Below are 25609 nucleotides of genomic sequence, written 5' to 3'. Positions count from 1 at the left end.
CATGACATTGCGGATTGGCTGACACACTTATGTGTCTTTGCAATTCTATTTTCGGCAGATAAAGGGATCGCACCCAAACCGCTGGAGTGCTTTCCCGATGAATCTTGACGCCATGTCAAAAGAAGAATTGCTCGACCTCAGAAATCAGGTCGACAAAGCCCTTAAATCCGTCGATGCTCGTAAAAAGACCGAGGCGCTGAAAGCCGCCGAAGAGGCTGCGCGCGCGCACGGCTTTTCGCTCGACCAATTGACCAAAGGCAAAGGTGGCGCCACGTCGGCTCCGAAATTCCGCAACCCTGACAATCCAAACCAGACCTGGACCGGCCGCGGCCGTAAACCCGGCTGGTTCACACAAGCCATCGACGGCGGCGCGTCCGAGAGCGACCTCGCCATCTAAACCCGGTCACGGAACGGGTCGCGCTTGCCGCCCTGCTGCGCGCAAGGCACAGTGGCGCGACCCTTCCTGATCGGAGACCCCCATGACCATCCACATCGGTGCCGCGCCCGGCGACATCGCAGAGACCGTCCTGATGCCCGGCGACCCGCTGCGCGCGAAATGGGCGGCAGAGACCTTCCTCGACGATCCGAAATGCGTGAATGAAGTGCGCGGGATGCTCGGTTACACCGGCACCTGGCAGGGCCACCGCGTCACGATCCATGGCTCGGGCATGGGCATGCCGTCCCTGTCGATCTACGCCAACGAGCTGATCAAGGATTACCGGGCCAAGACGCTGATCCGCATCGGTTCTTGCGGCGCGATGCAAGAGAGAGTCGCGGTACGGGACATCATCCTCGCCATGACGTCCTCGACGCTGTCGACGCCGTCGCGCGGGATTTTCCGCGAGCTCAACTACGCGCCATGCGCCGACTTTGACCTCCTGCACGCCGCACATGCCGCAGCAAGGGACACCGGCGCCAAGGTCCATGTCGGCGGCATCTATTCGTCGGATGTGTTCTACGACGAGCGCCCGGACCTCAACGAGCAGATGATGCGTCACGGCATCCTCGGCGTGGAGATGGAGGCGGCCGAGCTCTACACCCTCGCTGCGCGCTACAGCGTCCGCGCGCTGGCCGTGCTCACCGTCTCCGACCACCTGATCACCCACGAGGCCCTGCCAGCCGAAGACCGCGAACGCAGCTTTGGCGACATGGTTGAGATTGCCCTAAAGGCGGCGTTTGCATGATGAAACAGCGACAATTCGGCACCACCTCCGTCGGCGCACTTGGCCTTGGCTGCATGAGCTTTGGCGGCATGTTCGGCCCGGCCAAGGACGAGGAGAGCTTTGCCTGCCTCGACGCCGCCCTCGCCGCCGGGATCACGCACTGGGACACGGCCAACATCTACGGCATGGGCAAATCCGAGGAAGTCCTCGGCGCGTATCTCAAGCAATCAGGCGCCAAGCCGCATATCGCGACCAAGGTCGGCATCCGCCGCGACGGCGCCTATGCGACCAAGTTCGACAACTCGCGCGACTACGTACGTGCCGAGCTTGAAGGCTCGCTAGAGCGCCTCGGCCTCGACCGGGTGGATCTCTACTATTTCCACCGCCGCGACCCGTCGATGGAGACCGAAGCCGCCGTCGAAGTCATGGCGGAACTGATCGACGAAGGGCTGATCGGCGGCTATGGCCTGTCCGAAGTCGCGCCGTCGACCATCCGCCGCGCCCATGCGGTGCATCCGGTGACGGCAGTGCAGAACGAATACTCGCTCTGGTCGCGCCAGCCCGAGCTGGGCGTGATCCAGGCGTGTCACAAGCTGGGCATCACCTTTGTCCCGTTCTCGCCGCTGGCGCGCGGGTTCCTGACCAACCAGTCGGTTGGCGCAGCTGAGCTGGAAGCCGATCCCGGCTCTTTCCGCCGTGACATGCCGCGGTTTCAGGCGCCGAACCTTGGCTACAACTGCGCGCGCCGCAACGCGTTCGCGGACTGGTGCGCGCACAAAGGCTGGACGGTCGCGGCTGCGTCGCTGGCTTGGGTGCTGGACGCCGACCCGTCGTGTGTTCCGATCCCAGCCACCCGCACCGCCGCGCATTTGCAGGAATGGCTGGCCGCTGCCGATATCACGTTCACGGACGAAGATCGCGTGAAGATCGCAGAGCTGCTGCCCGCAGGCTGGGCGCACGGCGACCGCTACAGCGACACCCACGCGCAAACGGTCGAGCGGTATTGCTGACGTAGGGTGGGCATTGTGCCCACCTTACCTACGCCCCGTGGCTGCGGTCGTACCCATTGACCGGCGGAGACGACCAACCGTCCAGCGCACCCGCAGCAGGCTCGAACACCTCCACCAGCATCGGGTAGCACGCCGCCGCATCCGACGAATGGGTCGCGCTGCAATCGCCTCCCGGACAGGCGCTGAGCCCGCCCAGGATGTCGATCTCGGCAAAGAACTCGAGGTAATCGCCGGGCCGCACGGGCGACGCCTTCATGAAATACTGGCCTGTGTCCCGCGTGAACCCGGTACACATGAAGACGTTGCAGACGTCATGCACATGCGGCTCCGCCTCATCAAGCGGCACGCCCAGATGCTCCGCCATCCCGCGGGTCAGGTTGGAATGGCAGCAATGGTGGTACATGTCCCCGCCGGAAAGCGCGTGGTGCGTGTAGGGATCGCAGCGCGTGCCGATAACGTCGTGGACCGAGCCGCCATCCGCGTCGATCCCGTACCAGCCCAGCGTGTCCTCCACGACCGTCGCCATGGGACGCATGTAGGGAAAGGTCGACCACATCCGCTCGCCCGTGGTGACATGCGTGCCATGCAGCGCGCGGGTCTTGCCGGACCAGAACCGCTCATCGAGATTGCGCGCGTTCCACAGGTTCAAGTCGCCGACCTGCGGTCCTTCGATGGAGGTGATGCGAAAGAACGTCCCGGCAGGCGCCTCCCAGCACCTGGCCTCACGCGGAGGGACGACAACCTCCGCCACCTTGGCAGCGCTAGCGCGCGCCGCGCGAAAAAGGTCCATCGGCGGCGGTGCGAGCGTTTCAGGTGGGTAACACACGACGGCTGGCGCGGCGCGGCGCGCGGCGGCATCCTGGGGCTGGGTCATGGTGCGGCACTCCTCTAAGGGTCACGCCGCACGCTGGGTCATCGGGTCATAAGGCGCAAGCCCCGTCACGCCGCCTTTTGCTTGCGCTGGGGACGGCGGCGGCGGCGCCGGTTCGACGGCTTGCTCTCGCCCGGGCGTCCACCTTGCGGCTTGCCGCGCCCCTTGCGACCCGCGGGCTCCACCCCCGGCCAGGGCGTGCCGCTGGCCACGGGAATGTCGAGTTTCATCACGCGCTGAATGTCGCGCAGCGCGCCCGCCTCGTCCGGCGCACAGAACGCCACCGCCCGGCCATCGGCACCCGCACGGGCGGTCCGCCCGATGCGATGCACGTAATTGTCCGGCACGTTCGGCAGGTCAAAGTTGTAGACGTGCCGCACGTCCGGGATGTCGATCCCGCGCGCCGCCACGTCCGTCGCCACAAGCACCTTGAGCTCGCCCTCGCGGAACGCCTTCAGCGCACGGTCGCGCTGGCCCTGGCTCTTGTTCCCGTGGATCGAGCCTGCGGCATACCCCGCCGCCTCGAGCGACTTCTTCAGCTTTTCCGCGCCGTGTTTGGTGCGGGCAAAGACCAGCGCCAACTCCTCGCGGTGCGCATCCAGCAGCTCGATCAAGAGCTCGCGCTTGTGCGGCTGGGTGACGAAGTGGATCGACTGGTCGATCTTGTCCACCGCCTTGCCCGGCGGGGAGACCTGCACCTTGACCGGGTCATCGAGAAACGCGCCGGCGATCTCTTCCATCAGCTTCGGCATCGTGGCCGAGAAAAGCAGCGTCTGGCGCTTCTCGGGCAGCGCCCGCGCGATCTTGCGCAGGTCGTGAATGAACCCCATGTCGAGCATCTGGTCCGCCTCGTCGAGCACCAGAAACTCCGTGGCCTCCAGCGTAACCGCACCGCGGTCCATCAGGTCGAGCAGCCGGCCCGGCGTCGCCACCAGGATATGCACGCCGCGCATCATCCGCTGCGCCTGCGCGTTGATCGACTGGCCACCGACGACAAGCCCCACGCGCAGATGCGCGCCGCTGACGTAATCCATCAGGTTGTCGCGAATTTGCTTGGCAAGCTCGCGGGTTGGCGCAAGCACCAGCCCCTGCGCGCTCTTCGGCGCAGCCTTGCGCGATCTGGCCAGCATCCGCTGCGCCATCGGCAGCCCAAAGGCCGCCGTCTTGCCGGTGCCAGTCTGCGCCAGCCCCATGATGTCGCGCCCTTCGAGCGCATACGGAATGGCCTGCTCCTGGATCGGTGTTGGCGTGGTCAGCCCCGCCTCTGTTAGGCGCGTCACCAGCTTCTCGGTCAGGCCAAGCTGTGTAAAATCAGTCAAAATCGTCTCTTTCCGGCGCAGCTCCTGCGCCCGCCACCCGCACAGCGGTCAGCATGTGTTGGCAGGCCCTCGCGCCCTCACCGGATGTGAGGCACGCTGGTCGCACTGCCCGACCCCATGCGTGATGTGGGAACAAGATATGCCGGATGGTTGGGGCGCGCTCCTGCGGCCGGCCCGCTCACGCGGCGGGGCAAACACCTGACAGACGTCACATGCGCTGCGGCGCGGCAAAGGTCAAGGGTGTCCCGCAGGTCGAGACCCTAACTTCTCTGGTTTTCAAATACCTTGGGGGAGAACCACAAAATCTTCGCAAGAAGATTTTGTGGGTCGGGGGCAAAGCCCCCGAAACCACTGCTAAACCGCGCGCTCCACCATCAGCTTCTTGATCTCGGCAATCGACTTGGCCGGGTTAAGGCCCTTGGGACACGTCTTGGTGCAGTTCATGATCGTGTGACAGCGGTAGAGCTTGAACGGATCTTCCAGCTGGTCCAGCCTCTCGCCCGTCGCCTCGTCGCGGCTGTCGATGATCCAGCGGTAGGCGTGCAGAAGCGCTGCCGGCCCAAGGTACTTGTCCCCGTTCCACCAGTAAGATGGGCACGACGTCGAGCAAGACGCGCACATCACGCACTCATAGAGCCCATCGAGCTTCTTGCGGTCCTCGATCGACTGCTTCCACTCCTTGGCGGGGCGGTTGGTCTTGGTCTCGAGCCACGGCATGATCGACGCGTGTTGCGCGTAGAAGTGCGTGAGGTCCGGGATCAGGTCCTTGACCACCGGCATGTGCGGGAGCGGGTAGATCTTCACATCACCCTTCACCTCGTCGGTGCCGTAGATGCAGGCAAGCGTGTTGATCCCGTCGATGTTCATCGCGCAGGACCCGCAAATCCCCTCGCGGCAGGACCGGCGAAAGGTAAGCGTCGGATCGATCTCATTCTTGATCTTGATCAGCGCGTCCAGAACCATCGGGCCGCAGTTGTCCATGTCGACCCAGTAGGTGTCGACGCGCGGGTTCTCCCCGTCATCGGGGTTCCAGCGGTAGATCTCGAACTTGCGCAAGTTGTTGGCGCCCTCGGGCTTGGGCCAGGTCTTGCCTGTGCGGATACGCGAATTCTTGGGAAGCCTCAGCTGTACCATCAGTTGTCCTTTCCAATCTCGGGCGCCCTATCAGGCGTCAGTCGTTTTGCGCCGCTCACAGCTGAAAACTCCGAAGCTGCGCGGCGGCGATGCACTCCACCGCCTCTGGCCTTTGCGCGATGTCGAGCACCAGCGACGGAATGTCCGACGTGTCGCCTGTTACGCTGGCACTGGCGATGCGCAGAATTTCCTGCGCCGAGGCCGCGTCAATGATGCAGTCGGTGACCGCGGACACGTTCACCCCCGGCAGGCGGTCGGCAACGATCCCGTTGACCGTGTCCTTGGCCTGCGCCCGCGCCAGCCCGTCTGCCGTCTCTTGCACGGCAGAGCAGGCCGAGAGCGCAAGGATCGCCACCACCGCCAGGCCTCGGATCAATAGACCCGCGCTTTCGGCGCGATCTTCTTGGGGTCGATACCGCCGTCGTTGTGGCTGGTGAGCTGTTGCAGGTGTACGCCGCGGTAGCCGAGCGACGCCTTGGAGCCCTGGAACCAGACGAGACTGTGCTTGCGCCAGTTCTCGTCGTCGCGGTCGGGGTAATCCTCGTGCGCGTGGGCACCCCGGCTCTCCTTCCGTGCCTCCGCGGCTTTGATCGTGGCAAGCGCGTTGGGCATCAGGTTGGTGAGCTCCAGCGTCTCCATCAGGTCGGAGTTCCAGATCAGCGACGTGTCGGTCACGCTCACGTCCGTAAGTTTGCCGGCGACGCCGTCCATCTTTTCCATGCCATCGGCGAGCGTCTTGTCGGTGCGGAAAACGGCGGCGTCCTGCTGCATTGTCTTTTGCATCTCGAGGCGCAGCTCGGCGGTCGGGACGTGGCCCTTGGCGTAGCGCAGCCCGTCGAAACGGGAGAACGCCGCCTCTATCGCGGATTTCTGCGGCGTCGGCACAGCGGCCTTGGCGTCCACCACTTCGGCGGCGCGGATCGCGGCGGCACGGCCGAAGACCACAAGGTCGATCAGCGAGTTCGAGCCCAGCCGGTTGGCGCCATGCACCGAGGCGCAGCCCGCCTCACCCACGGCCATGAGGCCCGGCGCGACGCGGTCCTCGTTGTCCTTCGTCGGGGCAAGCACCTCACCCCAGTAGTTCGTCGGGATACCGCCCATGTTGTAGTGCACCGTCGGGAGCACCGGGATCGGCTCCTTGGTGACGTCGACACCCGCAAAGATGCGCGCGGATTCCGAGATGCCCGGCAGGCGCTCGGCTAGCGTGTCCGGCGGCAGGTGCGAGAGATTGAGGTGGATGTGATCCCCCTCCTTGCCCACGCCGCGCCCTTCGCGGATTTCCATTGTCATGCAGCGCGAGACCACGTCGCGGGAGGCGAGGTCCTTGTACGTGGGCGCATAGCGCTCCATGAACCGCTCGCCTTCGGAGTTGGTGAGGTACCCGCCCTCGCCCCGTGCGCCTTCAGTGATAAGGCAGCCCGAGCCATAGATGCCGGTGGGGTGGAACTGGACGAACTCCATGTCCTGCAGCGGCAGACCCGCGCGGGCCGTCATGCCGCCGCCGTCCCCCGTGCATGTGTGCGCTGAGGTGGCGGAGAAGTACGCGCGGCCATAGCCGCCCGTCGCCAGCACGACCATCTTGGCCGAGAAGACGTGCATCGTGCCGTCGTCAAGCTTCCAGCAAAGCACGCCGTTGCAGACACCGTCGTCGCTCATCAAAAGGTCAATGGCAAAATACTCGATGTAGAACTCGGCGTTGTTTTTGAGCGACTGGCCGTAAAGCGTGTGCAGGATCGCGTGACCCGTGCGGTCGGCGGCGGCGCAGGTGCGCTGCACCGGGGGGCCCTCACCAAACTCGGTGGTGTGACCGCCGAAGGGACGCTGGTAGATCTTGCCCTCTTCGGTGCGCGAAAATGGCACGCCGTAATGCTCAAGCTCGTAGACCGCCTTGGGTGCCTCGCGTGCGAGATACTCCATCGCGTCGGTGTCACCGAGCCAGTCCGAGCCTTTCACGGTGTCGTACATGTGCCACTGCCAGTGGTCGGGCCCCATGTTCGAGAGCGATGCCGCGATGCCGCCCTGCGCCGCCACAGTGTGCGAGCGGGTCGGGAACACCTTGGTCACGCAAGCCGTGCGCAAGCCCTGTTCTGCCATGCCGAGCGTCGCGCGAAGACCGGCGCCGCCTGCCCCCACAACCACGACGTCATATTCATGCGTCTCGTAGTCATATGCTGCCATGTCGCGTCCTCCTCAGAGCGCAAGTTTGACGACGGCAAAGACGCCCACAGCCGCCATCGCGTAGCTGAGGCAGATCATGCCGATCAAAAGGAATTTCTGCAGGTCCCCATGCACATAGTCCTCGATCAGCGTCTGCACACCGTCCTTGAAGTGCATCATGCTGACCGCAATGGTCAGCGCCGCTACGATGGCCGGGAAGGGGCGCGCATAATAGGCGGTGACCTCTTCGTAAGAGCCGCCGAGAGCCGCGCCGAATGTGAACACAAAGAGTGGAACGAGGATCAGGAGAGCAACCGAAGACACCTTCATCGCCCAGAAGTGATGCACGCCCGATTTGGCGGAGCCGAGGCCGGTGGCGCGTTTGCGGTCGGTCAGATAGCGCATGTCAGCTCCTCACACAGCGATGACGGTCAGGATTGTCAAAACCACCGAGCCGCCCACGACGATCCAGCCCAGCATATCGGCTCTGTCCATTTCGAGCATTTTGACCTGATCCCAGATCAAGTGCCGCACCCCGGCAAGCGTGTGGTACCAAAGTGCCCAGACCGACCCGAACATCACGAGATCACCAAACCAGCTTGTGATCACAGCATTGGCGGTGGCAAACGCGGCCTCCGATGTGGCTGCCGCGATGAACCACCAGACCACCAGCAGCGCGCCGACAAGCAGCGCATTGCCTGTGATCCGCGTCAGGATCGACGTGATCGAGTTCAGCTGTGGGCGATATACCTGCAAATGCGGAGAGAGAGGGCGGTTGCCCCGGTTTACGTCAGCCATCGTGTCTTTCCATTCGGTTCCGCGCGCCACTGTACTGCATACGCACGACGTGTCACGCGGGTTTCACGGACGAATTGCCGCGATTTGGCAGATTCTGCACTTGCGAGAGAATTTTGTGATCACTCAAAAATTTCTGTGATCACATAAAGTCCTCAGCCATGACGGCGAGCGCGTCCGTGAACTCGGTGCACATGACGATCGCCACCTCGTCGAGATCGTAAAACGCGTTAGCCTCGCCGCACGATTCCACGCGCACCGTGAGTGTGCCGGGCAGATCGAACTCTTCGTTGAGTGCGTCGACTTCGGTGGCGATGACGTCGGCGGTGAAGAGGGCGCCGGGCGTTTCGTGCTCTGCATCGACGAACACGACAGAGCTGCCACTGCCCACGACGCTGTCGAGCGCGGCGCCCCAGCTGCGGGCGGCCTGGTCGTACTCGTCGGGACAGATCTCGGCGCGCTCCTCGGGCAGGCCAAGCTCTTCGGCGACGTCGTCCCGCTCGTCGGGGTTCGCGCCATAAAAGAGGCAGACGAGGTTGTAATAGCGTTGCAAATCAGGGCCATGCTCGCCCCACCACGCGATGTCGTCGCCGGTCTCCTCGGCCTCCGCCAGGAACCCGAATGCGGTGTTGTAGGCCATGGCGACCGCGGTTTCCTCGTCGAAGAACGCGTCGATGAGGTAGATGGAGGCGACGTCGGCGGCGTCCTCTTCCTGTCCGTAGATCGGCAGGTCGAGAATGTGGATCAGGGCATGACCCAGCTCGTGGTAAAAGATGCCAAGCAGATTGTCCTCGACAAAGAGGTGCGCGCTTTCGCTGGCGTTCGGGTCGAACTCGGCCTGCGCCGGCCCGGCAAGGCCGAGCGCGCAGAGCGCTGCCATCACATATTTCATCGCGTCCCCTCCCATGCCGACACCTGCCGCGTGATCTCGCGCAGCAGCTTTTGACGTATGCGAGCGGGATACTGGTCAAACCCCTCCGCTGTCACGACAAAAGCGCCCGAGCCGTGGATGACGTTTTCGAAGAAGTACCCCGTGAGGTCCACATCGTCGGTCTCGATGGCAAGTGCGTTGACGGTGATGCCGCGTGCGGTGAGAAACTCGCGGAGCCGATGCGGCGCGCGCCCTTCGTTCGAGGGACCGTCACCCGAGACGTCGATGATGCGGCGCCGGCACTCTGGCACTTGGTCGAAACTCTGCGCCGTGTGCAGCAGCGCCTCGCCGATGGCGGTGGAGTAATTGCGCCAGACGCGCCTGTCCGACGCCACGCGTTCCGCGAGGGCCAGCACATCCGCATAGCTCCGCATCTGCGTCCACGGGATCGTTGTGCGGTGTCGCGTGTCGCCCGACCATTGCACCAGCGTGACCATGGCCTCGGCCTCCAGCAGCGCCTCCGCGATGCGGCTATCGCGCAAGGCGGTGGCAAGCCCTTGCATCTGCGTCGCGTACTCCCGGCTGTCGACGGAGCCCGACACGTCCACAGCGAGCGCCAGCGCCAGATCGCAGGCAGCGACGGGCGTGGCGAGGCAGGCAGAGAGGAGCGCGGCGCGAAGCATGAGCGCACCGTACCAGCCGGCACCCGGCGCGCCAGTCACGTCTCGGTCAGCATGCGTCTAGCGGGGGATCAGCGCCCAGTAATCGAGGTCGAGAAGCACCTCCGGAAGGTACTTCCCATCCTCACCGCGCAGGGCAAATGGCGCGCCAGTCGTGGCCACCAGACGCAAGCGCAAGGCGCCCACGGATGGGACGGACGTCTCAGCTTTATCAAGCACTTCCGACCACGCCCGCACGGTCATACCCGACGTGCAGGGGTTCACATGCGCGCCACCATTCAGCGCCACAACCATCTGCGCATTCGCTAGCCCGTTAAAGCTGAGTGTGCGCGCGAGCGAGATCACGTGCCCACCGTAGATGAGGCGGGAGCCATCGGGCCGCACCGTCGCGTCGAAATGCACCTTGGCCGTGTTCTGCCAAAGGCGCGTCGCCATCATGTGCTCGGCCTCTTCGACCGTGACACCGTCCACGTGGTCGATCTTTTCGCCCACGTCGTAGTCGTCCCAGCGGTGCGCCTCGCCTGCCAGCGTGAAGTCGTAATTGTCGAAATGCAGCCCCTTCGGCAGCACCAGATCGGATGGGTCCACCACCTTCGCAAGCTCCGGGATCACCGTCTCGGGCGCTGCGCTTGAGGCATCGCGTTTGCGCACCATCACCCAACGGACGTAGCTGAGGACTTCCTCGTTGTGCTGGTTGAGGCCCCTCGTGCGCACCCAGACGACGCCCGTCTTCCCGTTGGAGTTCTCCTTGACCCCGATCACCTCGGACACGGAGCGCAGGGTATCCCCCGGCCAGACTGGCACGAGCCAGCGCCCTTCCGCATAGCCGAGGTTGGCGACCGCGTTCAGCGACACATCCGGCACCGTCTTCCCGAAGACCACGTGAAACGCGATCATGTCGTCGAGCGGCGAGAAGGGCAGGCCGCAGGCTTGCGCGAACTGGTCCGACGAATAAAGCGCATGCCGCGCCGGGTAGAGCGCGTGGTAGAGCGCCCGCTCGCCCATCTTGATTGTGCGCGGCACGGCGTGGTGGATCACCTGCCCCGGCGCGTAATCCTCGAAAAAGCGGCCTGCGTTCGTCTTGGTCATAGGTTTCCCAGCCTGGTCTCGGGGTCGTAGTCACCCGGCACGTCCTTGGTCACCGCCTGCCCGCAACGCATCACGCCGTTGGCGGCGTCGTGGGCGTAGGTTGGGTCGCCGTAAAGCTCCCACCCTTTGGAGAGCGCTTCGGTGACCTTGTGGCAAAAGGCGGAGGTGTCGTCGGCAGTCAGAAATCTGTAGGCTTTCATGGCGTTACCCTCCAAACGGCGAGACGCCGAGCCAGATGTGCACCGCCGAGACGAGCGCGTAGAGCACCAGCGTGATGACGATCAGCGTGATCTCTTTCTTGACCGGCGCTTGCGGGGGCGGCGTCCAGGAGCCTTCGGCCTTGTTGATGAGAATGACGCTGATGACGGCCCAGGCGAGGAGGCCACCAAAGAGCAGGATCGACGCAAGATCCCCGTTGACCAAAAGGTGCGCGACCGCCCAAATCTTGAAGCCCGTAAGCTGCGGATGGCGCAGCTTGGTGCCGAGCCAGACCTTGGCCGGCCTCGCCGCAGATGCGCCAAAGCAGTAAAAGGCGAGCAGCATCAAAAGGTTGTTTATGTGCGTGAAGAACGTTGGCGGCTCCCACACCGGCACGAAGTCGGCACTCCGATAGCCCAGCACCATCAACACCACTGCACCCACGAGGAGGATCGAGATGACGCCACGCGCGCCTTCGCCCATCCCCTCAAAGAGCTGTTGGCGCACTTTGGGAAAAAGGCGCCGCAGCCAGTGGACGATGGACCATTCCAGAATGCCAAAAATGATAAGAACCATGGGGTTACTCCGCTGCGGCTGATGCCTCGGTGGCTGCCTTGAGCTCGGCGATCGCCTTCGCCTTGCCCAGCGTCACTTTGGCCTGCGCCACGTGTAGGTTCTCCACGATCCGCCCGTCAACAACCGCCACGCCACCGCCTGCCGCGGTGACTTCCTCAAAGGCCGCGATCTGCCGCTCTGCAAGCGCGATGTCGTCCGCCGTTGGTGAGAAGATGTCGTTGGCCGTCTCGAGCTGCGCGGGGTGAATCAGCGTCTTTCCATCGAAGCCGAGGTCGAGCCCCTGCCGGCACTCCTCTGCCAGTCCGTCCGTGTCGCGGAACGCGTTGAACACCCCGTCGACCGCCACCAGCCCCGCAGCCCGCGCAGCCAGGAGCGCCATCTGTAGCGACTGCATCAGCGGCAGACGGTCGGCGCGCGGGCGGCAGCCCAGCTCCTTGGCCAGGTCATTGGTGCCAAGCACAAATCCCCCCAGCTGCGGATGCGCCTGCGCGATAGATTGCGCGTTCATCACACCCTCTGCGGTTTCGATCATCGCCCAGAGCGTCACGCCAGGAAGCGCCTCGGCCAGCGTTTCGATGTCAAATGGGCGGTTCACCTTGGGAAGAAGGACCGCGTCGCAGTCCATCTCCCGCACGGCTGCCACGTCTTCGGCGTGCCAGGGCGTTTCGGAGTCGTTGATCCGCACGATCCGGCGGCGCGGCGCGTAGCCTCCGGCCTTGAGCTCGGCCGCCAGAACATCGCGGGCCGTCTCCTTCTGACCCGGCGCCACCGCGTCCTCTAGGTCGAAGATGATGGCATCAGCGGCCAGATTGCGCGCCTTGTCCAGCGCCCGGCTGTTGGACGCAGGCAAGTAGAGGACCGAGCGATAGGGATGGGCGTCACGCACTGCAAAACCTCCGCGAGGATAATTTTCTTGCGCTGTCATGCGCCAAACTTTGCAGATAATTCAACCCTATTTTCGCCGCATTGCAGAAATACAGAAATATTCTGTGGAACGGACGCTGCGTTAACCTCGTTTTGACGGGATATACTGGACGTTTGTTCCAACAACACAGCGCAGTGGGAGGCCCCGCGCGGCATGGCCGCCGCAGACTTCGGGGAGACTGACGCCTCAGTTCAGACACCCCACCGGGGTCTGCCGTCACGCCTGGCCAAACGCGCAGCCCCCGCCCAGTCATAGGAGTTGGGTCATGCGTATTTTCACTCTCATCCTGGCAGCAGGTCTTGTAATTGGTGCTGCGACCGCCTCGGCACAGACCCGTGCCAATTGCGCGCCGCGCGAGGCCGTCGTCGAACGTCTGGCGGACCGCTACGGCGAGACTCGTCAGTCCATTGGCCTCGGCTCCAACAACGCCGTGATCGAGGTGTTTGCCTCGGACGAGACCGGCACCTGGACCATCACTGTGACCTCGCCGAACGGGATCGCCTGCCTCGTGGCCAGCGGTCAGGCGTACGAGACGCTTGCCGAGGCGCTGCCTGCCAAGAGCGACGACGCCTGAGGTTAGGTCAAGGCGTCCCAGATCAGCTTGCCACCCGTCACGGTGAGCAGGCTGAAGGCGACGAGAAAAAAGGCGCGCTCCGGGATCTTCCGGTGCAGCCAAACCCCGAGAAACGTTCCCAAAACCGCGAACGGCGCCAGCACCACGTTGGCTTTTGCCGTGTCGAGCGTGAAGATGCCCAGAAAGGCATAGGGCACGAATTTGAAGATGTTGATCGCCCAGAAGATCAGCACCGACGACGCCTGATAGGCCGTCTTCGACAGCCCCAGCGACAGCAGGTAAACCGCTGCCGGAGGCCCTCCGGCATGGCTGACAAAGCTGGTAAATCCCGTCACACACCCCGCAAGCGCCCCAACCCACAGCGGCAGCTTGCGCCGCTCCGGCGGCTCGGGCGCGATGATCCGCTTGAGCTGGCTGGCGACGTAGAGCAGCGACATCCCCCCGATCACCAGCCGGATCGCATCGGCTGACGCCCATTGGTAGAACACCGCGCCCAGCGCGACGCCGGGCAGGCCCGCCGCGATCATCACCCGCGCCGCCGCCCAATCCCACTGCCGCCAGTAAGGGCGCAGCGTCAACGCATCGATCAACATCAAGAGCGGCAGCATGATCCCGAGCGCCTGACCGGGCTCGATCACCAGTGCCAGAATCGAGGCCGCCGCGAACGCCGCGCCCGAGCCAAAGCCTCCCTTGGAAATGCCCGCGAAGACGACGGCCGGCCCGGCAATGGCAAGGAATGTCCAGCTGAGCTCCATCGCAAAACCTGCCTGAATTCAGTTGAGATGCAGCAGAATTACGCCGCTCCCTCGCGAAAGGCCAGCCACCCGAGAGCCGTCTATGCTGCACCCGCAGCACTTGCGCGCGCGGAGCGCGTCGCGTAGGGCAGCAAAAGCCGAAGTCAAACCAAAGGACAGACATCCCATGGCCAGACCCAAAATCGCGCTCATCGGCGCCGGTCAAATCGGGGGCACCCTCGCCCACCTCGCCGCGCTCAAGGAGCTGGGCGACGTTGTGCTCTTCGACATCGCCGAAGGCGTGCCGCAGGGCAAAGCGCTCGATCTCGCGGAATCCGGCCCGTCCGAAGGCTTTGACGCCGCGCTCTCCGGGACACAGGACTACGCCGACATTGCAGGCGCCGACGTCTGCATCGTGACCGCCGGCGTGCCGCGCAAACCCGGCATGAGCCGCGACGACCTGCTCGGCATCAACCTCAAGGTGATGAAGTCCGTGGGCGAAGGCATCCGCGACAACTGCCCGGACGCCTTCGTGATCTGCATCACCAACCCGCTCGACGCGATGGTCTGGGCGCTGCGCGAATTCTCCGGCCTCCCGCACGCCAAGGTCTGCGGGATGGCGGGCGTGCTCGACAGCGCGCGCTTCCGCCACTTCCTGAGCCTCGAGTTTGACGTGTCGATGAAGGACGTGACGGCCTTCGTTCTCGGCGGGCATGGCGACACGATGGTGCCGCTGACGCGGTACTCGACCGTCGCAGGCATCCCGCTCCCGGACCTCGTGGACATGGGCTGGACCACCAAGGACAAGCTCGACGCGATCGTGCAGCGCACCCGTGATGGCGGCGCCGAGATCGTGGGCCTCCTGAAAACCGGCTCCGCCTACTACGCCCCGGCGACCTCCGCTATCGAGATGGCCGAAGCCTACCTCAAGGACCAAAAGCGCGTCCTGCCTTGCGCGGCCTACGTGGACGGTGCCTATGGGCTCGACGGCTTTTACGTCGGCGTGCCGACCGTGATCGGCGCAGGCGGCATCGAGCGCGTGGTCAACATCTCGCTCTCGAAAGACGAGCAGGCGATGTTCGACAAGTCGGTCGACGCGGTCAAAGGCCTCGTGGAGGCGTGCAAAGGCATCGACGAGACGCTCGCCTGATCGCAAACGAGTCGCTGTGATGAGGAAATCCCCGGCCCAACGGCCGGGGTTTTTCATTTTGTGATCACACTTTTTCAACGTGTGATCACATATCGGCACATTTTTGCGCAGATCACCGGGCCTCGCCCGATTTGGCATGCGCAAGGGCCGCAACCCTGTTTAGTGAGGCCAACGGTATACAAAACGGAAATGGCTCCATGAACATCCATGAATACCAGGCCAAGGCGCTGTTGCGGTCCTACGGCGCTCCGGTCTCTGACGGGCGCGTGGTCAAGAAGGCTGACGAGGCCAAGACCGCCGCGGGCGAGCTCGACGGACCGCTCTGGGTGGTCAAGGCGCAGATCCACGCCGGCGGCCGCGGCAAGGGCACGTTCAAGGAAGCCGACGCGGGCGAAAAGGGCGGCGTGCGCCTCGCCAAATCCGCCTCAGAAGCCGCCGATGAGGCCAAGCGCATGCTCGGCCGTACGCTGGTGACCAAGCAGACCGGCGAGGCCGGCAAACAGGTCAACCGCATCTACATCGAAGACGGCTCGGGCATCGAGAGCGAGCTCTACCTCGCCCTCCTCGTCGACCGTCAGACCTCGCGCGTCAGCTTTGTTGCCTCCACCGAGGGCGGCATGGACATCGAGGAAGTCGCTGAAAGCACGCCCGAAAAGATCCTGTCCTTCAGTGTCGATCCGGCGACGGGCTACCAACCCTTCCACGGACGCCGCATCGCGTTCAGCCTCGGCCTCAAGGGCGGTCAGGTCAAACAATGCGTCAAGCTGATGGGCACGCTATACCGCGCCTTCCTCGAGAAGGACATGGAGATGCTCGAGATCAACCCGCTGATCATCACCGCCAGCGGCGATCTGAAGGTGCTCGACGCCAAGGTCAGCTTCGACGGCAACGCCATCTACCGCCACAACGACATCGCCGAGCTGCGCGACGTGACCGAGGAAGACCCCAAGGAGCTGGAGGCGTCCAAGTACGACCTCAACTACATCGCGCTCGACGGTGAGATCGGCTGCATGGTCAACGGCGCGGGCCTCGCCATGGCGACGATGGACATCATCAAGCTCTACGGCGCGGAGCCTGCGAACTTCCTCGACGTCGGCGGCGGCGCGACGAAGGAGAAAGTGACCGAGGCGTTCAAGATCATCACCTCTGACCCGAACGTCAAAGGCATCCTTGTCAACATCTTTGGCGGTATCATGCGCTGCGACGTGATCGCCGAAGGCGTGGTCGCCGCGGTTAAGGAAGTCGGCCTGCAAGTCCCCCTCGTCGTACGCCTCGAAGGCACCAACGTCGAGGAAGGCAAGCGCATCATCAACGACAGCGACGTGGACGTGATCGCCGCCGACGACCTCAAGGATGGCGCCGAGAAGATCGTGAAGGCTGTCAAAGGCTGACCGGGCGATGAAAGCTCTTGCACTCCTGACGGCACTGGCCATCTGCGGGTCATCCGCGGCCTCGGCAGAAGCCTTGCGCAAAAACGCGATGACTGCCGAAGCGGCGGGTCGGCTCTTTGCGTCGATCTGCTACGGCCCCTACCAGACAAGTGTCGAGGCAGCGCAGATCAAAGCGCAGCGCAAGGGCTTTGACTACGACGCGGCGAGCGGTCTTTTTGTGAACGCACGCAAGGACCGCCAGATGCGGATCAACAGCCAGCGGTGTGCATTGCGCTTTCTCACTCGGACACCTGTGACGGAACTGCTCGTCAGATTTAGCGACGCTTCCATGCAGGCCGCGAAGGGAAACATTCCGATGGGCACGCGCGTAGGCATCGGCACCGAAAACGCTGGCAACGGGCTGACCCGTGTCGCCGCAAGACTCGACAAGTAAACTAGGAGCCCGCCAAAAATGGCAGTCCTTATAAACGAAACCACCAAAGCCCTCGGTCAGGGACTGACGGGCTTGAAGGAGAACTTCCACTCCGAACAGGCCATCACGCTTGGCGCTGCGAAAATCATCAAGGCGGTCGAAGACTGATGAGCATGTTCCGGCAAATCGCGGTTGGGTTTGCTTTGCTGGCTACGTTGGCAGGGTCAATCAGCGCGTCCGCCGGGACGTCCATCGGCGTGAAATTTACGAATGACGGAAGCTGCCAAGACGGCATCGCCCACTTTTGCACTGCCTGTGCGATCTCTTTCTCCAATGCGCTTGCTCGCAATGTGGGCGGGGACGGAGAAATCGTCTTTGTCTGGCCAGTCGCCTCCCATGCGCCATGGGCTTTTTCGGAGGCGGAGGATGCACGGATCCTTTTCCCTTCGATGCGCATCAAGCATGGCTCTGGTGTCGCCTTCGGGTTCGGTGAATGCCGCGTTGATGCGCCAAATGGCAAAGTGCTGTCAGCAAAAGTGTGGTTCCGCTCCGACGCCGAACAAACAAAATCCGTTTTGCCGTTTTCTTCCGGCGGAATCCCGAAACACCTCGAAAACATCGCAACCGAGCCGCCAAGACTTCTGGGTCTCTTCGCAGAAACCGGTGACCTCGCTGTGGTTAAATTTGAATATAAGGAGCCACGCAAATGGCAGTCCTCGTAGACGAAAACACCAAAGTCATCTGTCAGGGCCTTACCGGCTCGCAGGGGACCTTCCACTCTGAACAGGCCATCGCTTATGGCACCAAGATGGTCGGCGGCGTGACGCCGGGCAAAGGCGGGATGGAGCATATCGGCCTGCCCGTGTTCGACAGCGTGCACGAAGCGATGCACGCGACCAATGCCAATGCGAGCGTCATCTACGTGCCGCCGCCCTTTGCCGCCGACTCGATCCTCGAGGCCATTGACGCCCAGATGCCGCTCATCGTCTGCATCACCGAAGGCATCCCGGTGCTCGACATGATGCGCGTCAAGCGTGCGCTCGAGGGGTCGAAGTCGCGCCTCATCGGGCCCAACTGCCCCGGCATCATCACTCCCGACGCCTGCAAGATCGGCATCATGCCCGGCCACATCCACAAGCGCGGCAGCGTGGGCGTTGTGTCCCGTTCGGGCACGCTCACCTACGAGGCGGTCAAACAGACCGCGGACAGCGGCCTCGGCCAATCGACCGCGGTTGGCATCGGCGGCGACCCGATTAAAGGCACCGAGCACATCGACGTGCTCGAGATGTTCCTCGCCGATGACGAGACGCAGTCGATCATCATGATCGGCGAGATCGGCGGCACCGCGGAGGAAGAGGCGGCGCAGTTCCTCGCCGATGAAAAGAAGAAGGGCCGCTGGAAACCCACCGCTGGGTTCATCGCTGGACGCACCGCGCCTCCGGGCCGCCGCATGGGCCACGCAGGCGCTATCGTCGCGGGCGGCCAGGGCGACGCGGAGAGCAAGATCGAAGCCATGAAGAGCGCCGGCATCGTCGTCGCCGACAGCCCCGCCACGCTCGGCGAGGCGGTGCTGGAAGCGATCGGGTAAAAGGGCACGGGCGCAGAGCGATGGTCCTCGTCTCCCACTCCCACGCGTTCATCTTCCTCAAGTCGCGGAAGACGGCAGGCACAAGCGTCGAGATGGCGCTTGAGCCCTTTTGCCGTCCAGCGGGTGCGAGGGTGGTGGAAAAGACCCACACCCGCATCACGGTGCAGGGTGTGGTGGGCCAGCGCAAAGTCCCGACCGCCAAGCTGACGAAGGCGGACGCGCGGTGGTATCACCACATGCCCGCACGCAAGGTGGCAGAGCAGATCGGGCCAGAAATCTGGGAGCGCTATGCCAAGATCACGAGCGTGCGCAATCCCTACGCGCGGATGGTGTCCTACTATTTCTGGCTGGCGCTGCGGGATGGCGGCGGCGTGCCTGAGGGCTGGCAGGCGCAACGCGAGGACTTTGCCACGTTTGTCGCCTCGGACTATTGGCAGGCGGATGCCGGCATTGTCTCGACCGACACCGGGCTCGCGGTGACCCACGCCGTGCGTCAGGAGCACATCGAAGGTGACCTGCTCAAGCTGGCAGATCACCTCGCGCTCGACAAAGGCCGCATCACTGTGCCGACCACCAAGTTCACCCGCGACCACCCGGACCGCAAACCGGTGCCGGAGTATTTCGACGCCAAAACCGCCGCCATCGTGAAAAAACGCTGCGCCTGGATGTTCGAGCTCGGCGGCTATTCGGAGGACTGGGCGGATGCCTGACCGCCGCGCAACCAAACCGGCGGCAAACGCATTTTCCAGATCGGGGGACGCGCACCGGCGAAGGCGCAGGCCGATCCCCGCCACGACCGCCGCGATTTCCACCCCGAAAAGGTGACATGACATGACCGACCAATCCCCCAACGACCAGTTCCATGCCTCTTCCTTCATGCAGGGGCACAATGCCGAGTACCTCGAGCAGCTCTACGCGCGGTACGCGAACGATCCGGCGAGCGTGGACGAGGCGTGGCAGGCGTTCTTCAAGGGGCTGGGTGACGGGGAGGTCGACGTCAAGAAAGAGGCGGCAGGGCCTTCCTGGGCGCGCGCCGACTGGCCGCCGCAGCCGAATGACGATCTGACGGCGGCGCTCGACGGGCAATGGGCGATGGACCCGGAGGTCAAGACCGCCGCGCCGAAAATCCAGAAAGCCGCCGAAAAGGCCGGCGTCGAGGTCAGCGAGGAGCAGATCAAGCGCGCCGTGCTCGACAGCATTCGCGCCATCATGCTCATCCGCGCCTACCGGATCCGGGGTCACCTTGCGGCAGACCTCGACCCGCTGGGGATGCGCGAGCAGACGCAGCACCCCGAGCTTGACCCGCGGACCTATGGCTTCACCGAGGCGGACATGGACCGCCCGATCTTCCTCGACAACGTGCTGGGGCTGCAGCTGGCCTCGATGCGCGAGATCGTGGAGATCGTGAAACGCACCTACTGCGGCACCTTTGCGCTGCAATACATGCACATCTCGAACCCCGAGGAGAGCGCCTGGCTCAAGGAGCGCATCGAGGGGCTCGGCAAGGAAGTGCAGTTCACCCGCGAAGGGCGCAAGGCGATCCTGAACAAGCTGGTGGAGGCCGAGGGCTTCGAAAAGTTCCTGCATGTCAAATATATGGGGACCAAACGGTTTGGCCTCGACGGGGGTGAGAGCCTCATCCCGGCGATGGAGCAGATCATCAAGCGCGGCGGCAACCTCGGCGTCGAGGAGATCGTCGTCGGCATGCCGCACCGGGGGCGTCTCAGCGTTCTGGTGAACGTGATGGGCAAGCCCTACAAGGCGGTCTTCAACGAGTTCCAGGGCGGGTCCTTCAAACCCGAGGACGTGGACGGCTCGGGAGATGTGAAATACCACCTCGGCGCCTCGTCGGACCGGGAGTTCGATGGCAATTCGGTCCACCTCAGCCTGACCGCGAACCCCTCGCACCTCGAGGCGGTGAACCCGGTTGTGCTGGGCAAGGTCCGCGCCAAGCAAGACCAGAAGGGTGACAGTGAGCGGAAAAAGGTCATGGGCATCCTCCTGCACGGCGACGCGGCCTTTGCCGGTCAGGGCGTCGTGGCAGAGGGGCTGGGTCTCAGCGGGCTCCGCGGGCACCGCACGGGCGGGACCATGCACATCGTGGTCAACAACCAGATCGGCTTCACGACCGCGCCGCATTTCTCCCGCTCCTCGCCATACCCCACCGACATCGCGCTGATGGTCGAGGCGCCGATCTTCCACGTGAACGGCGACGATCCCGAGGCGGTCGTGCATGCCGCCAAGGTCGCCACCGAGTTCCGCCAGAAGTTTGGCAAGGACGTGGTGATCGACATGATCTGCTACCGCCGCTTAGGGCACAACGAGGGGGATGAACCGATGTTCACCAACCCCCTCATGTACAAGAAGATTAAGAAGCAGAAGACGACCCTGACGCTCTACACCGAGCGGCTCGTCAAGGACGGCCTGATCCCCGAAGGGGAGATCGAGGACATGAAGGCCGCCTTCCAGTCCCATCTCAACGACGAGTTCGAGGCCGGCAAGAACTACAAGCCGAACAAGGCCGACTGGCTCGACGGGCGCTGGTCGCACATCGACAAGCGCGGCGAGGAATACGAGCGCGGCAAGACCGCCATAGCCCCCGAAACGCTCGAAGAGATCGGCACCGCGCTCACGCGCCTGCCCGAGGGCTACCCGGTCCACAAGACCGTCGCGCGCATGCTCGCCAACAAGGCCAAGATGTTCGAGGACGGCAAGGGGTTCGACTGGGCAACTGGTGAGGCGCTGGCCTTCGGCTCACTCTTGACCGAGGGCTACCCGGTGCGCCTCGCGGGCCAGGATTCTGCGCGCGGCACGTTCAGCCAGCGGCACTCCGGCGTCGTGAACCAGGACACCGAGGAACGCTACTACCCGCTCAACAACATCCGCAGCGGACAGGAGCGCTACGAGGTCATCGACTCGATGCTGTCGGAATACGCGGTGCTCGGCTTCGAATACGGCTACAGCCTCGCCGAACCCAACGCGCTGGTGATGTGGGAGGCGCAGTTCGGCGACTTTGCCAACGGCGCGCAGATCATGTTCGACCAGTTCATCTCGTCGGGCGAAAGCAAGTGGCTGCGCATGTCAGGCCTCGTCTGCCTGCTCCCGCACGGGTTCGAAGGACAAGGCCCCGAGCACTCCTCCGCGCGATTGGAGCGTTTCTTGCAACAATGCGGGCAAGACAACTGGATTGTCGCCAACTGCACGACGCCGGCCAACTACTTCCACATCCTGCGCCGGCAAATTCACCGCGACTTCCGCAAACCGCTGATCCTCATGACGCCCAAGTCGCTCTTACGGCACAAGCTCGCCGTGTCGGAGACCGAGGATTTTACCACCGGCTCCTCCTTCCACCGCGTCCTTTGGGACGATGCGCAAAAGGGCAATTCGGACACCACGCTGGCCGCCGACGACAAGATCAAGCGGGTCGTGATGTGTTCGGGCAAGGTCTATTTCGACCTCCTCGAAGAGCGCGACGCACGCGGCATCGACGACGTCTACCTGCTCAGGATCGAGCAGTTCTACCCCTTTCCCGCGCTCAGCCTCGTCAAGGAGCTCGAGCGCTTCAAAGGGGCAGAGATGGTCTGGTGTCAGGAAGAGCCCAAGAACCAGGGCGCCTGGACATTCATCGAGCCGAACATCGAGTGGGTCCTCACCCGGATCAAGGCCAAGCACGCCCGCCCGACCTACGTCGGACGCACCACATCGGCCTCGCCGGCCACCGGCCTCGCCTCCGCCCACAAAGCCCAACAAGCCGCGCTCGTCGACGAAGCGCTGACGATCAAAGGATAAGTCCCATGGCCACCGAAGTCCGCGTCCCGACCCTGGGCGAAAGCGTCACCGAAGCCACCGTCGCCACCTGGTTCAAGAAACCCGGCGACGCCGTCGCTGCCGATGAAATGCTGTGCGAGCTGGAAACCGACAAGGTCACCGTCGAGGTCCCCTCCCCCGCCAGCGGCGTCATGGGAGAGATCGTCGCCTCCGAAGGCGACACCGTCGGCGTTGACGCCCTCCTCGCAACGATCTCCGAGGGCGAAAGCGGCTCGGCCGGTGAAGGCTCCAAGATGCCCGAAGCCAAAGCCGAAGCGTCCAGCGACGAGGACGGCGGCTCGGCCAAGGCGATCGACGCAGGCTCGGCTGACGTCAAACCGCGCGAAGAGGGCGAGACGATCGACGTGCCCGTCCCGTCGCTCGGCGAGTCGGTGACCGAGGCAACCGTCTCCACCTGGTTCAAATCCGAAGGCGACACCGTCGCGCAGGACGAGATGCTGTGCGAGCTGGAAACCGACAAGGTCTCCATCGAGGTCCCCTCGCCCGCTGCCGGCACCCTGACGGAGATCAAGGCCAAGGAGGGCAGCACCGTCGAGGCGTCCGCAATCCTCGCCGTCCTGTCGTCGGGGGACGGCGCCTCCGCCGCTGCCCCGGCCTCTGAAAGCGCACCAGCACCCGCCGCGGCGCCCGAAAGCTCGGGCAAGGACGTCGAGGACGCCCCCGCCGCCAAGAAAGCCATGGCCGAGGCCGGCATCAGCCGCGATGCCGTAGAAGGCTCCGGCCGCGATGGCCGCGTGATGAAGGAAGACGTCGCCAAAGCCGTCGCCTCCGCGTCAACCGCGCCGTCTCCAGCCCCCGCAGCCCAAGCGCCCCGCGCACCTGTCGCTGCCGAGGACGAGGCCCGCGAAGAGCGCGTCAAGATGACCCGCCTCCGCCAGACCATCGCGCGCCGGCTCAAGGACAGCCAGAACACCGCCGCGATGCTCACGACCTACAACGAGGTCGACATGACCGAGGTCATGGCCCTGCGCAGCGAGTACAAGGACCTCTTCCTCAAGAAACACGGCGTGAAACTCGGCTTCATGTCCTTCTTTACCAAGGCGTGCTGCCACGCCCTCAAAGAGGTCCCCGAGGTCAACGCCGAGATCGACGGCACCGACATCGTCTACAAGAACTTCGTCCACATGGGCATCGCCGCAGGCACGCCCACCGGCCTCGTGGTCCCGGTGATCCGCGACGCTGATGCCATGTCCTTCGCCGCCATCGAAAAGGCCATCGCCGAAAAAGGCGCCCGCGCCCGCGACGGTAAACTCTCCATGGCTGAAATGCAGGGCGGCACGTTCACGATCTCGAACGGCGGCGTCTACGGCTCGCTCATGTCCTCGCCGATCCTGAACCCCCCGCAGTCCGGCATCCTCGGCATGCACAAAATTCAGGACCGCCCCATGGCCATCGGCGGCCAAGTCGTCATCCGCCCCATGATGTACCTAGCCCTCAGCTACGACCACCGCATCGTGGACGGCAAAGGCGCGGTCACGTTCCTTGTGCGGGTGAAGGAGGCGCTGGAGGATCCAAGAAGGCTGTTGATGGATCTCTGATCGCAGATGCCGCGACCGCCCTTCGACTGAGACGCCGAAAAAGCCACACAAAACGAGGCAAAGCACGGCGTCTCCTTCGAGGAGGTGTACGCTTTCGACTGGAGCAGCGTGATCGAACGTCCGGACAGGCGCGCGGACTACGGCGAAGACCGCATGCAGGCCCTTGGCAAAATCAACGGGCGTGACCACGTTCTGGTATATACACTGCGCAAAGACCGCATCCGCGTGATCTCACTGCGCAAGGCGAACAAGAGGGAAATGCGATGAACACGCGCAAGGACATCCCGACCGACCACGATGAGAATCCTCCGCTTGACGCGGACTTCTTCGACGAGGCGCGCCCCGCGTTCGAGAACACCGCGCTGATGCAGGTCTTGCTCAAGGACCCGTCTGCTCTGGAAAACGCCCTCCGTCAGATCGTCGAAGCACATGATGCGGGCGACCCGCTCGAAGGACCAATCTCCAAGGCCCGCGCAATCCCCCACGCCGCCGAATGATGCAACCGCAGTCATTTCACGACCGATGACCCTCACCCTAGCCATAACAGCTCTCATGCCTGACGCAGCTCAGCGCTGGCGCAACCCGGCACAGTGGCCATGAAGCCGGAACGCGTATCATTGGAAACGGCGCGACACCGCGCAGTGGACTTGAAGATCCTTGGCCACGACCCGGTCTCCGGCCCGCGTCTGCTCGAAACCTATCGCAGTGATCCAAAGGCTATGAAGTTCGGATATGCTCTTGCACTGATCGCCCCAATCGAAGTCGCATTCGATTTTCCGATCATGAGCGCCAATTCACAAATCGGGACCGCTCTGCTGTGTCTCGCAGCAGTCGGGGCCCTCATACTTTTCTCGCGGACCAAACGGTATTCACGCCCAGAAGACCCCTTAATGAAAACTCTCCACGTACGTATCGGAATTGCATTTGTATTGTTGGCAGTGGCTGTCGTTCCGTACTTACCGATCGTTGGTATTCTCTACTATCAGGGAGTGGCCGCGCTCGTTATCGTCGTGTTCATCTTTTTGCTGCGCCCGATATACACGGCATCTGTTGTTTGGGCTGACGCATGACCCTCACCCAAGCCATCACCGCCCGCCGGGCCTTCTCCCTCCCCGGCTACACCACGCTCGCCGAGGCGGGCTTCGATGGCGAATACGTCTCCCCGATCCAGCTTACCTCCGGCAACCCGGACGGCCCCATGCTGATGTCCAAGGACTGGCTCGACGCCCCCTCGGCACGCGCAAACCACGCGCAGCTGAGCAAGACCGGCTACCTGCCGCATATCCCCTTCAACCGCGTCCTCGACAAAGCGCTCGCCTTTCTCGGCCTCAAACGCGCTGACATCTACATCGCCCCGATCTTCTGCCTCTTGCCACCGAAACGCTCGCACCCGCTGCCCGCTGCCCACGCCCGCGCCTCCTTCGACCAGGTCACCCGGCACGAGCTCTTCGGCCGCCGCCCCGTCGCCGCCGGCACCGACGCCGCGCGCACGCTCGAATACTTCGACGTCCCGCACATCGCAACGTGTCACCCTTCGGCCCGCGGCCTCACCTTCGAGGCCCGCGCCGAGCAAATCGCCGAAGCCCTCCGCGCCGCATGAGACAGA

Annotated in this window: 30 protein-coding genes and 1 pseudogene; 17 read left to right on the top strand and 14 right to left on the bottom strand. The window is 63.9% G+C overall.

Annotation, left to right across the window (positions count from 1 at the left end):
• Positions 1 to 97 precede the first annotated feature (97 nt).
• The 3 genes from ACU0B3_RS12055 (at position 98) to ACU0B3_RS12045 (ending at position 2173) form a co-directional block, all read left to right on the top strand.
• Positions 98 to 397, top strand: coding sequence for an H-NS histone family protein (locus ACU0B3_RS12055; RefSeq protein ID WP_446261103.1), 300 nt, complete (start codon positions 98 to 100; stop codon positions 395 to 397).
• Between the two features lie 82 nt (positions 398 to 479).
• The gene (gene deoD, locus ACU0B3_RS12050; RefSeq protein WP_446261102.1) at positions 480 to 1184 is read left to right on the top strand and encodes a purine-nucleoside phosphorylase; all 705 of its coding nucleotides are present in this window, start codon (positions 480 to 482) and stop codon (positions 1182 to 1184) included.
• A complete protein-coding gene (locus tag ACU0B3_RS12045) occupies positions 1184 to 2173 on the top strand; it encodes an aldo/keto reductase (protein ID WP_446261101.1) in 990 nt (329 codons plus the stop codon). Before deoD ends, ACU0B3_RS12045 begins: the two co-directional genes overlap by 1 nt.
• Before the next feature lie 28 nt (positions 2174 to 2201).
• Here the strand turns inward: ACU0B3_RS12045 and ACU0B3_RS12040 are convergent, their stop codons facing one another.
• The 13 genes from ACU0B3_RS12040 to ACU0B3_RS11980 all read right to left on the bottom strand — a co-directional run bounded on the left by ACU0B3_RS12040 (position 2202) and on the right by ACU0B3_RS11980 (position 12749).
• On the bottom strand, positions 2202 to 3047 hold the full coding sequence (locus ACU0B3_RS12040; RefSeq protein WP_446261100.1) for an urea carboxylase-associated family protein: 846 nt from the start codon (positions 3045 to 3047) through the stop codon (positions 2202 to 2204).
• Between the two features lie 65 nt (positions 3048 to 3112).
• Entirely contained in the window at positions 3113 to 4363 is a 1251-nt protein-coding gene (locus ACU0B3_RS12035) for a DEAD/DEAH box helicase (RefSeq protein ID WP_446261099.1), read from the bottom strand.
• Between the two features lie 354 nt (positions 4364 to 4717).
• The gene (locus ACU0B3_RS12030; protein ID WP_446261098.1) at positions 4718 to 5497 is read right to left on the bottom strand and encodes a succinate dehydrogenase iron-sulfur subunit; all 780 of its coding nucleotides are present in this window, start codon (positions 5495 to 5497) and stop codon (positions 4718 to 4720) included.
• A 55-nt stretch (positions 5498 to 5552) separates the two neighbouring features.
• Complete coding sequence (locus ACU0B3_RS12025) at positions 5553 to 5873, bottom strand: succinate dehydrogenase (protein WP_446261097.1); 321 nt, start codon at positions 5871 to 5873, stop codon at positions 5553 to 5555.
• Positions 5870 to 7675, bottom strand: coding sequence for a succinate dehydrogenase flavoprotein subunit (gene sdhA / locus ACU0B3_RS12020; RefSeq protein WP_446261096.1), 1806 nt, complete (start codon positions 7673 to 7675; stop codon positions 5870 to 5872). Before sdhA ends, ACU0B3_RS12025 begins: the two co-directional genes overlap by 4 nt.
• A 12-nt stretch (positions 7676 to 7687) precedes the next feature.
• Complete coding sequence (sdhD, locus tag ACU0B3_RS12015) at positions 7688 to 8059, bottom strand: succinate dehydrogenase, hydrophobic membrane anchor protein (RefSeq protein ID WP_446261095.1); 372 nt, start codon at positions 8057 to 8059, stop codon at positions 7688 to 7690.
• Positions 8060 to 8068: 9 nt separating this feature from the next.
• Complete coding sequence (gene sdhC, locus ACU0B3_RS12010) at positions 8069 to 8452, bottom strand: succinate dehydrogenase, cytochrome b556 subunit (protein WP_446261094.1); 384 nt, start codon at positions 8450 to 8452, stop codon at positions 8069 to 8071.
• Between the two features lie 139 nt (positions 8453 to 8591).
• Entirely contained in the window at positions 8592 to 9341 is a 750-nt protein-coding gene (locus tag ACU0B3_RS12005; RefSeq protein WP_446261093.1) for a DUF4344 domain-containing metallopeptidase, read from the bottom strand.
• Positions 9338 to 10003, bottom strand: coding sequence for a DUF1194 domain-containing protein (locus ACU0B3_RS12000; protein WP_446261092.1), 666 nt, complete (start codon positions 10001 to 10003; stop codon positions 9338 to 9340). Before ACU0B3_RS12000 ends, ACU0B3_RS12005 begins: the two co-directional genes overlap by 4 nt.
• 57 nt (positions 10004 to 10060) lie before the next feature.
• Positions 10061 to 11089 carry a MaoC family dehydratase gene (locus ACU0B3_RS11995; RefSeq protein WP_446261091.1) on the bottom strand — a complete coding sequence of 343 codons (1029 nt, stop codon included), beginning with the start codon at positions 11087 to 11089 and terminating at the stop codon, positions 10061 to 10063.
• A complete protein-coding gene (locus tag ACU0B3_RS11990) occupies positions 11086 to 11289 on the bottom strand; it encodes a DUF1737 domain-containing protein (RefSeq protein WP_446261090.1) in 204 nt (67 codons plus the stop codon). Before ACU0B3_RS11990 ends, ACU0B3_RS11995 begins: the two co-directional genes overlap by 4 nt.
• Before the next feature lie 4 nt (positions 11290 to 11293).
• Entirely contained in the window at positions 11294 to 11863 is a 570-nt protein-coding gene (locus tag ACU0B3_RS11985; RefSeq protein WP_446261089.1) for an NnrU family protein, read from the bottom strand.
• A gap of 4 nt (positions 11864 to 11867) precedes the next feature.
• A complete protein-coding gene (locus ACU0B3_RS11980; RefSeq protein ID WP_446261088.1) occupies positions 11868 to 12749 on the bottom strand; it encodes an HpcH/HpaI aldolase/citrate lyase family protein in 882 nt (293 codons plus the stop codon).
• 304 nt (positions 12750 to 13053) lie between these two features.
• On the opposite strand from ACU0B3_RS11980, the gene ACU0B3_RS11975 reads away from it, so the two are divergent.
• On the top strand, positions 13054 to 13362 hold the full coding sequence (locus tag ACU0B3_RS11975; protein WP_446261087.1) for a hypothetical protein: 309 nt from the start codon (positions 13054 to 13056) through the stop codon (positions 13360 to 13362).
• Positions 13363 to 13364: 2 nt separating this feature from the next.
• Here the strand turns inward: ACU0B3_RS11975 and ACU0B3_RS11970 are convergent, their stop codons facing one another.
• Positions 13365 to 14117 carry a sulfite exporter TauE/SafE family protein gene (locus tag ACU0B3_RS11970; protein ID WP_446261086.1) on the bottom strand — a complete coding sequence of 251 codons (753 nt, stop codon included), beginning with the start codon at positions 14115 to 14117 and terminating at the stop codon, positions 13365 to 13367.
• A 166-nt stretch (positions 14118 to 14283) separates the two neighbouring features.
• Between ACU0B3_RS11970 and mdh the strand changes: the two genes are divergently transcribed.
• From mdh to ACU0B3_RS11905, 13 genes and pseudogenes are all read left to right on the top strand, one after another.
• Positions 14284 to 15246, top strand: coding sequence for a malate dehydrogenase (gene mdh / locus ACU0B3_RS11965; RefSeq protein ID WP_446261085.1), 963 nt, complete (start codon positions 14284 to 14286; stop codon positions 15244 to 15246).
• A 197-nt stretch (positions 15247 to 15443) separates the two neighbouring features.
• A complete protein-coding gene (gene sucC, locus ACU0B3_RS11960) occupies positions 15444 to 16637 on the top strand; it encodes an ADP-forming succinate--CoA ligase subunit beta (protein ID WP_446261084.1) in 1194 nt (397 codons plus the stop codon).
• Positions 16638 to 16644: 7 nt separating this feature from the next.
• On the top strand, positions 16645 to 17070 hold the full coding sequence (locus tag ACU0B3_RS11955; RefSeq protein ID WP_446261083.1) for a hypothetical protein: 426 nt from the start codon (positions 16645 to 16647) through the stop codon (positions 17068 to 17070).
• A gap of 18 nt (positions 17071 to 17088) precedes the next feature.
• Positions 17089 to 17217 carry a hypothetical protein gene (locus ACU0B3_RS11950; RefSeq protein ID WP_446261082.1) on the top strand — a complete coding sequence of 43 codons (129 nt, stop codon included), beginning with the start codon at positions 17089 to 17091 and terminating at the stop codon, positions 17215 to 17217.
• The gene (locus ACU0B3_RS11945) at positions 17217 to 17771 is read left to right on the top strand and encodes a hypothetical protein (RefSeq protein WP_446261081.1); all 555 of its coding nucleotides are present in this window, start codon (positions 17217 to 17219) and stop codon (positions 17769 to 17771) included. Before ACU0B3_RS11950 ends, ACU0B3_RS11945 begins: the two co-directional genes overlap by 1 nt.
• Positions 17756 to 18637, top strand: coding sequence for a succinate--CoA ligase subunit alpha (gene sucD, locus ACU0B3_RS11940; protein WP_446261080.1), 882 nt, complete (start codon positions 17756 to 17758; stop codon positions 18635 to 18637). The genes ACU0B3_RS11945 and sucD overlap by 16 nt, the downstream gene beginning before the upstream one ends.
• A 20-nt stretch (positions 18638 to 18657) precedes the next feature.
• On the top strand, positions 18658 to 19347 hold the full coding sequence (locus ACU0B3_RS11935) for a hypothetical protein (protein ID WP_446261079.1): 690 nt from the start codon (positions 18658 to 18660) through the stop codon (positions 19345 to 19347).
• Between the two features lie 121 nt (positions 19348 to 19468).
• The gene (locus ACU0B3_RS11930) at positions 19469 to 22426 is read left to right on the top strand and encodes a 2-oxoglutarate dehydrogenase E1 component (RefSeq protein WP_446261078.1); all 2958 of its coding nucleotides are present in this window, start codon (positions 19469 to 19471) and stop codon (positions 22424 to 22426) included.
• A gap of 5 nt (positions 22427 to 22431) precedes the next feature.
• On the top strand, positions 22432 to 24003 hold the full coding sequence (gene odhB / locus ACU0B3_RS11925; protein ID WP_446261077.1) for a 2-oxoglutarate dehydrogenase complex dihydrolipoyllysine-residue succinyltransferase: 1572 nt from the start codon (positions 22432 to 22434) through the stop codon (positions 24001 to 24003).
• A gap of 42 nt (positions 24004 to 24045) precedes the next feature.
• Positions 24046 to 24270: pseudogene (locus ACU0B3_RS11920) on the top strand (BrnT family toxin); the annotation flags it as partial.
• Positions 24267 to 24500: a hypothetical protein gene (locus ACU0B3_RS11915; protein ID WP_446261076.1), complete on the top strand. Its 234-nt coding sequence runs from the start codon at positions 24267 to 24269 to the stop codon at positions 24498 to 24500. The pseudogene ACU0B3_RS11920 and the gene ACU0B3_RS11915, both read left to right, overlap by 4 nt.
• Before the next feature lie 99 nt (positions 24501 to 24599).
• On the top strand, positions 24600 to 25073 hold the full coding sequence (locus tag ACU0B3_RS11910; RefSeq protein ID WP_446261075.1) for a hypothetical protein: 474 nt from the start codon (positions 24600 to 24602) through the stop codon (positions 25071 to 25073).
• A complete protein-coding gene (locus ACU0B3_RS11905) occupies positions 25070 to 25603 on the top strand; it encodes a hypothetical protein (protein WP_446261074.1) in 534 nt (177 codons plus the stop codon). The genes ACU0B3_RS11910 and ACU0B3_RS11905 overlap by 4 nt, the downstream gene beginning before the upstream one ends.
• The last annotated feature ends 6 nt before the right edge of the window (positions 25604 to 25609 follow it).

It is taken from the genome of Pseudaestuariivita sp., assembly GCF_052825805.1.
This window is presented reverse-complemented; position numbering and strand designations above follow the sequence as displayed.

What these genes read in the sequence shown, in the direction of transcription:
- sucD (WP_446261080.1), top strand. Translation starts at nt 17,756, where the DNA reads ATGGCAGTCCTCGTAGACGAAAACACCAAAGTCATCTGTCAGGGCCTT.
- ACU0B3_RS11985 (WP_446261089.1), bottom strand. Translation starts at nt 11,863, where the DNA reads ATGGTTCTTATCATTTTTGGCATTCTGGAATGGTCCATCGTCCACTGG.
- ACU0B3_RS11975 (WP_446261087.1), top strand. Translation starts at nt 13,054, where the DNA reads ATGCGTATTTTCACTCTCATCCTGGCAGCAGGTCTTGTAATTGGTGCT.
- sdhA (WP_446261096.1), bottom strand. Translation starts at nt 7,675, where the DNA reads ATGGCAGCATATGACTACGAGACGCATGAATATGACGTCGTGGTTGTG.
- ACU0B3_RS11910 (WP_446261075.1), top strand. Translation starts at nt 24,600, where the DNA reads ATGAAGCCGGAACGCGTATCATTGGAAACGGCGCGACACCGCGCAGTG.
- ACU0B3_RS11915 (WP_446261076.1), top strand. Translation starts at nt 24,267, where the DNA reads ATGAACACGCGCAAGGACATCCCGACCGACCACGATGAGAATCCTCCG.
- ACU0B3_RS11990 (WP_446261090.1), bottom strand. Translation starts at nt 11,289, where the DNA reads ATGAAAGCCTACAGATTTCTGACTGCCGACGACACCTCCGCCTTTTGC.
- ACU0B3_RS11905 (WP_446261074.1), top strand. Translation starts at nt 25,070, where the DNA reads ATGACCCTCACCCAAGCCATCACCGCCCGCCGGGCCTTCTCCCTCCCC.
- sdhD (WP_446261095.1), bottom strand. Translation starts at nt 8,059, where the DNA reads ATGCGCTATCTGACCGACCGCAAACGCGCCACCGGCCTCGGCTCCGCC.
- odhB (WP_446261077.1), top strand. Translation starts at nt 22,432, where the DNA reads ATGGCCACCGAAGTCCGCGTCCCGACCCTGGGCGAAAGCGTCACCGAA.
- sdhC (WP_446261094.1), bottom strand. Translation starts at nt 8,452, where the DNA reads ATGGCTGACGTAAACCGGGGCAACCGCCCTCTCTCTCCGCATTTGCAG.
- ACU0B3_RS12040 (WP_446261100.1), bottom strand. Translation starts at nt 3,047, where the DNA reads ATGACCCAGCCCCAGGATGCCGCCGCGCGCCGCGCCGCGCCAGCCGTC.
- ACU0B3_RS11970 (WP_446261086.1), bottom strand. Translation starts at nt 14,117, where the DNA reads ATGGAGCTCAGCTGGACATTCCTTGCCATTGCCGGGCCGGCCGTCGTC.
- ACU0B3_RS11995 (WP_446261091.1), bottom strand. Translation starts at nt 11,089, where the DNA reads ATGACCAAGACGAACGCAGGCCGCTTTTTCGAGGATTACGCGCCGGGG.
- mdh (WP_446261085.1), top strand. Translation starts at nt 14,284, where the DNA reads ATGGCCAGACCCAAAATCGCGCTCATCGGCGCCGGTCAAATCGGGGGC.
- ACU0B3_RS11950 (WP_446261082.1), top strand. Translation starts at nt 17,089, where the DNA reads ATGGCAGTCCTTATAAACGAAACCACCAAAGCCCTCGGTCAGGGACTG.
- ACU0B3_RS11935 (WP_446261079.1), top strand. Translation starts at nt 18,658, where the DNA reads ATGGTCCTCGTCTCCCACTCCCACGCGTTCATCTTCCTCAAGTCGCGG.
- ACU0B3_RS12030 (WP_446261098.1), bottom strand. Translation starts at nt 5,497, where the DNA reads ATGGTACAGCTGAGGCTTCCCAAGAATTCGCGTATCCGCACAGGCAAG.
- ACU0B3_RS12000 (WP_446261092.1), bottom strand. Translation starts at nt 10,003, where the DNA reads ATGCTTCGCGCCGCGCTCCTCTCTGCCTGCCTCGCCACGCCCGTCGCT.
- sucC (WP_446261084.1), top strand. Translation starts at nt 15,444, where the DNA reads ATGAACATCCATGAATACCAGGCCAAGGCGCTGTTGCGGTCCTACGGC.
- ACU0B3_RS12045 (WP_446261101.1), top strand. Translation starts at nt 1,184, where the DNA reads ATGAAACAGCGACAATTCGGCACCACCTCCGTCGGCGCACTTGGCCTT.
- deoD (WP_446261102.1), top strand. Translation starts at nt 480, where the DNA reads ATGACCATCCACATCGGTGCCGCGCCCGGCGACATCGCAGAGACCGTC.
- ACU0B3_RS11930 (WP_446261078.1), top strand. Translation starts at nt 19,469, where the DNA reads ATGACCGACCAATCCCCCAACGACCAGTTCCATGCCTCTTCCTTCATG.
- ACU0B3_RS11955 (WP_446261083.1), top strand. Translation starts at nt 16,645, where the DNA reads ATGAAAGCTCTTGCACTCCTGACGGCACTGGCCATCTGCGGGTCATCC.
- ACU0B3_RS11945 (WP_446261081.1), top strand. Translation starts at nt 17,217, where the DNA reads ATGAGCATGTTCCGGCAAATCGCGGTTGGGTTTGCTTTGCTGGCTACG.
- ACU0B3_RS12005 (WP_446261093.1), bottom strand. Translation starts at nt 9,341, where the DNA reads ATGAAATATGTGATGGCAGCGCTCTGCGCGCTCGGCCTTGCCGGGCCG.
- ACU0B3_RS12055 (WP_446261103.1), top strand. Translation starts at nt 98, where the DNA reads ATGAATCTTGACGCCATGTCAAAAGAAGAATTGCTCGACCTCAGAAAT.